The 5,324-nt window shown below is 65.4% G+C and carries 6 protein-coding genes; all 6 read left to right on the forward strand.

All coding sequences use genetic code 11. The annotated features are described in order from the left end of the window. Window positions 1-116: 116 nt before the first annotated feature. The 6 genes from ACFYXV_RS32095 to ACFYXV_RS32120 are packed head-to-tail and all read left to right on the forward strand — an operon-like array spanning window position 117 to window position 5,323. The gene (locus ACFYXV_RS32095; RefSeq protein ID WP_385466150.1) at window positions 117-458 is read left to right on the forward strand and encodes a hypothetical protein; all 342 of its coding nucleotides are present in this window, start codon (window positions 117-119) and stop codon (window positions 456-458) included. Between the two features lie 46 nt (window positions 459-504). Continuing rightward, entirely contained in the window at window positions 505-828 is a 324-nt protein-coding gene (locus ACFYXV_RS32100; RefSeq protein ID WP_385466147.1) for a WXG100 family type VII secretion target, read from the forward strand. 45 nt (window positions 829-873) lie between these two features. Then, window positions 874-1,365: a type VII secretion system-associated protein gene (locus ACFYXV_RS32105; RefSeq protein ID WP_389384805.1), complete on the forward strand. Its 492-nt coding sequence runs from the start codon at window positions 874-876 to the stop codon at window positions 1,363-1,365. A 43-nt stretch (window positions 1,366-1,408) separates the two neighbouring features. Beyond that, window positions 1,409-4,459 (forward strand): AAWKG family protein, encoded by a 3,051-nt coding sequence (locus ACFYXV_RS32110; protein WP_389384806.1) that lies wholly within the window; start codon window positions 1,409-1,411, stop codon window positions 4,457-4,459. A gap of 2 nt (window positions 4,460-4,461) precedes the next feature. Beyond that, window positions 4,462-4,947 (forward strand): YbaB/EbfC family nucleoid-associated protein, encoded by a 486-nt coding sequence (locus ACFYXV_RS32115; protein ID WP_389384807.1) that lies wholly within the window; start codon window positions 4,462-4,464, stop codon window positions 4,945-4,947. Window positions 4,948-4,954: 7 nt separating this feature from the next. Then, window positions 4,955-5,323, forward strand: a complete 369-nt coding sequence (locus ACFYXV_RS32120; RefSeq protein ID WP_389384808.1) for a hypothetical protein — start codon at window positions 4,955-4,957, stop codon at window positions 5,321-5,323. Window position 5,324: the final 1 nt, after the last annotated feature.

Genomic DNA, 5,324 nt, shown 5'->3' on the forward strand with positions numbered 1-5,324 from the left:
CGCCATCGGGCGTCGGCAAGGAAACGACAAGGCGGCGGCAAGGCGGACACCGCAAAAGACAAGCCCCGCCTCCTACGGTACGGCTGAACAGGTCCATACGACCGAGAGGGAGATACGTGTCCGGCAACACCATGCAGCAGTCGTCCGCAACCTCAACCCGGAACGGCATCCAGGCCCTGGAGATGGCGTTCACCGGAATCCAGAAGAGCCGTTCCGACGTGGAGGCCACACGGTTCAGCCTGTCGTCGGGCTACCAGGGCAGCGACGGCCACAGCTTCCAGAACCTCATCACCGCCTGGGAGAAACAGGCCGACATCATCCTGAAGAACCTTCAGGACATGATCGACGCGCTGAACGAGACCCTCACCAAGCACGGCCTCCAGCAGGGTTCGTCCAACGAGGCCATCAACCAGGCGTACCAGCAGTCGGAGGCGATCTTCGACGCCCTGACCGGCTGACTCCACCCCCACGGCAGTTCACCTTCGGCGACCACGAGGACGGAACGTGAGCAACAACCTCTCCGACGGCTACATCTACGTCGACTACTCCCACATGAACAACGCCTCCGACGACATGATCGCGCAGACCAAGGCGATCGCGACCACCATCTCCAATCTGGAGATGGAACTGAACGAGCTGCGCAAGACCTGGATCGGCGAGCCCCGCGAGATCTACGACGGGAAGCAGCAGGCCTGGGAGAGCGCCGTGAAGGCGATGGAGAACATGCTCACCAAGCACGCCGGGCTGCTTACCGAGGTCTCCGGCAACTACAAGTACACCGACGGCTCCCTCAGCCAGATGTGGTCCTCGGTCAACATCGGCCGCTGACCCGGCGTCCCCACAGAGACGTCGGCTCCTCGGAAGGACGGCACCATGGCGAAGGACCCTGAGCCCCTGACGGGCAAGCTGGGCATGGACAAGGCGGGCCTCCAGGGGTTCCTGGACTACCGGGTCACGCCCATGACATGGGAATTCGAAAAGATCACGCAGGACGATCCGACGTTCGGTCCCTCGATGGCAAGCCTCGTCGGTCAAAAGGACAGGACTCCCGACGAGGAGTACGACCTGATGAAGCCCCTGGCGATCGGCTTCATGGCCTCGGGCGACAACCTGCACAGCGTCGGCCGGGACCTCAACGACGGCGTCGCGAAGACGGCCAACTCCCTGGTCAAGATCTTCGATCAGGACGCCAGGCTGTTCACGGACGTCGTGAGCAACCTTGAGACCACGATCACCACGCTCCTGAACACCCAGGGAGCCAGCCTGGCGGACGTGGACGGCCAGGCGTTCCTCGATGCCTTCGAGGACGTGTCCGACAACCTCAGCAGTGGCTCGGGCGGCAAGGCCGAAGACAGCAGCGACTGACGCGTTTCCGCACCAGCCCACTTCGACGAGGAGAACCACACCCATGCCCGTGCAGCCGGCGCACTCCGTGAACGACTACTGGCACCTGGCAGTCAAGTTGCTCACGGGCGCCGACATGCCGTTGCGGGAGGACATCTTCGACAAGCTGGTGGGCAACCAGCACATTCCGCTGATGAAGGTGGAGATCACGGACGGCGCCGAACCGTACTACGGCGTGATCGACGACATCGTCTACGACCTCGAGTGGCGCACCGCGAACTCCGGGTGGCGGATCGAGAACACCGACTTCGTCGTCCCCTTCTACACGAGGCTCGATGGCGCGGGCACCACCGCGTCACCCGACACCGAGGTCAAGATGCTCCGGGCACGCATCACGCTGCTCGGTTCGCAGACTCTGGACGCCCCGCCGGCCGGCGGCGTCGTCGCGGGGCACTCGTTCAACAGCGGGGACAAGGCGTTCGACGATGTGGCCGCCCACACCGAGTGGAGCGACAAGCAGCTCAGCCAGTACAGCTACGCCGGCGGCAAGGCGCTGGAGGCGCTGTGGTCCAGCGGTTCCACCGTGGGCTTCGAGTGGAACAGCCTCTTCGTGGACCGGAGGAACGCCGTCGACCTGAACTCCTTCAGGGAGGCGGCGGAGGCCTTCGACCGGGCGGCCAAGTTCTTCAAGAAGCAGCACGAGGAGCTGAAGGACTGGGAGTTCGACCTGGGCCGCGAGGAGGCATGGAAGGGGCAGGCCGCCGGCGTCTTCCGTGACCTGATACACGGACTGGTCCGGAAATACGGCGCGTACACCAAGCAGCTCCCGCTCACCCAGTTCCACCGCTCCGAGTACGGCGACGACCTGCGCCATTTCATGGAGGCTTTGCGCTTGGCCGGCCAGGAGCTCTATTACAAGTGGAACCACTGGCAGTTGTACACGGGAAATCCGCTGCGCTGGCTACACGACGTACTGCTCGATGTCACGGATTCCGTGTGGCAGAACAACATCAAGAAGGTTCGGGTTGTAAACCAGGACATTCGCGGCGGCATGATCAATATAAAGTCTTTCCACGTACGCCATGACGGATTCAGCAGCGGATACAAGGACTGGGGGGCACTGGACGACCTGGCCACGTGGAAGCGGATCGGCGAAGAGGCGATCCGCCTGTGGCAGGAACAGGTGATCAGGTCTCTCGGACAGGCCGGCAAGGAAGCTCTGCTCTCTGTCGAGAACTCCTGGAACGACGCCAAGTTCAAGGCCGTGACCTCGACCAACACGATGAACCTCGAACAGGAGCTGAAGAAGGACAAGGCAGAGGCGGACAAGGCCGCACAGGAAAAGCGGCAGCACGATCTGGACGCGGAGAACCGTCGCCGGCAGAAGGAGATGGACGACAAGGCGGAGCAGGCTGAGAAGCGCGCCGAGGAGAGGGAGAAGAAGCAGGAGAAAAAGCAGGAGGAGCAGGAGCAGAAGCAGGAACAGCGCCAGCAGGAACAGGAGCAACACCAGAAGGAGCAGGAAGCCAAACAAGAAGCCAAGCAGGCCGAACAGGAGCGCAAGCAGGAGCAGCGCCAGCAGGAACAGGAAGCGCAGCAGCAGATCGCCTTCAGGCGGGCCGAGCAGGAACGCGAGGAGCAGAAGAAGGAGCAGAAGGAGCAGCAGCACAAGCAGGAGGAGCGGCAGCGCGAGCTGGAGGAGAAGCAGGAACGCAAGCAGGAGGAACAGGAGCACAAGCAGGAACAGCGCCAGCAGGAACAGGAAGCACAGCAGCAGATCGCCTTCAGGCGGGCCGAGCAGGAACGCGAGCAGCAGAAGAAGGAGCAGAAGGAGCAGCAGCACAAGCAGGAGGAGCGGCAGCGCGAGCTGGAAGAGAAGCAGGAACGCAAGCAGGAGGAACAGGAGCACAAGCAGGAACAGCGCCAGCAGGAACAGGAGCAGCACCAGAAGGAGCAGGAAGCCAAACAGGAGAAACTGCAGCAGGAGCAGCAGCAGAGGCAGGAGCGGCTCCAGAACGAGCAGCAGGAGCGGCAGGAGAAGATCCAGAACGAGCAGCGGGAGCACCAACGGGAGCAGGAGCAGAAGCAGGAACAGCGCCTGCACGAGCAGGAGGCCAAGCAGGAGCAGCGTGAGAAGGAGCAGCTGGAGCGGCAGGACAGGCTCCAACACGAGCAGGAGGCCAGGCAGGACCGGCTGCAGCAGGAACAACAGAATCGCTGGGACGACAGTCTGTCCCGTTCGCTTCCGGGTTCCGGCGACGGTACGACGAGGCTCGACCCGGACGGCTCGCTGACCAAGCACTTCCCGGACGGCACGACCACCAGGATCGATCCGGCCACCGGAGAGGTCACGGCCACGCTGCCCGACGGCACCCAGCAGATCAGCGATCTCCAGCCCGGTGGGTCCGTCAGGAACCCGGACGGCAGCTGGACCACGCTGAACCCGGACCGCACCCTCACCACAGACTTCCCCGATGGCAGCTCGTCCGTAGTCGACCCGCAGAAGTCCCTCTCGACCACGACGTTCCCCGACGGCACCACGATCACCACGCCTGTCACGCCGGGCGGAGCCCTGCCGAACCACCCCGACAACCCGTTCGACGGGCTGTCCTCCGGGACCAGCCTCAACAACGGCTCCTCCTTCGGTCCGCGTCACGAGATGCCCCGGATGGAGGAGGACCTGTTCGACGAGAACCTCGACGCGCAGCTGTCCCCGTCCGGCATCGGCGCCCGCGAGAGCGGCGGCGAGGGCGGCTACGGGGGCGGCCCCGGCGGCTCCCCGATGCTGCCGATGGGCACCCGTATCAACGGCGGGACCAGCGGCGGCGAGGGCAGCGGCGAGCGCGTGCGCACGGTACTGGACGACGGACAGCAGACCGTCGTGCGCCGGCGCGCCGCACCGCACCGACGGGACGAGGAGCTTGCCGCCGCCCAGCGCGGCGGGACGGCCACCTCCGGCGGATCGCCGTTCATGCCCCCGATGGGTGGACAGGGCGGCGGAGGCGGACAGCAGACGGAAAGCAGCGACCGGGAGCGGGACTCCTGGGTCGCCGAGGACGACGACGTGTGGGGTACGGACGAGGGCGGCGCCCCGGCCGCACTCGGGAGGGACTGATCATGACCCAATCGATGGAGGAGCGCGTGGCCCAGGCCAGGGCCGCGCTCGAAGAGACCCGGGCGGCGGTGGCGCGGGCCGAGGACAGCCTGCGCGGCGGCTCGGCCAAGGTTCGCTCACGCGATCGCAGCGTCGAGGTGGTCGTGGGCCCGCAGGGGGAGATGACGCAGATCACCTTCCTCGACAACAAGTACCGCTCCATGGGCGCCACTCAGCTGTCCGCGGCCGTCCTGGAGGCGGTCCAGAGCGCCCGGGGCCGTATGGCCCAGCGCGTGATGGACGCCTTCGGGCCCCTGGCCGAGAACATCGGTGATCTCCCCGGCACCGGCGGCAGCGAGTTCGACTGGGCGGACGTCTGGGGGCCACTGGCGGCTACGGCGAAGGCCGGTGGGGCCGGCTCCGCAGTCCCGACAGGGGCGAACTCCAAGCTGCGGGACGAAATCCACGAGGACCCGGACGGCCATCCGGCCGGCGGCGGGGAACGGTAGGCGGGCCATGGGCGAGTACGGGACGTTCCAGGCGGCACCGCGGCGGCTGTCCGAGGCGATCGCCGAGATGGAGGCCATCGTGGCCTTCGCCAAGGGCATCGGCATCGACCTCGACAACGAGCTGCGACCCCACCTCGACTGGATGGGGGTCGACGACGACTACGCGCTGGAGGCCGGCCCGAAGTACCGCCAGAACATCAAGGCGGTACTCGATACCCATGACGAAATCGTCAAGGGGCTCGCGGAGATCGTGAACGTGCGCCTGGCCGAACTGAAGAAGATCAGTACGGCCCAGGGCGCGGTGATGGAATCGATCGATCAGGGCATCAACGCCATGGAGAACTTCGACCTCGGTCAGTACGGGAGAAAGCGGTAGC

Origin of the sequence: Streptomyces sp. NPDC002181 (assembly GCF_042890485.1) — a bacterium.
Classification (GTDB): Bacteria; Actinomycetota; Actinomycetes; order Streptomycetales; family Streptomycetaceae; genus Streptomyces.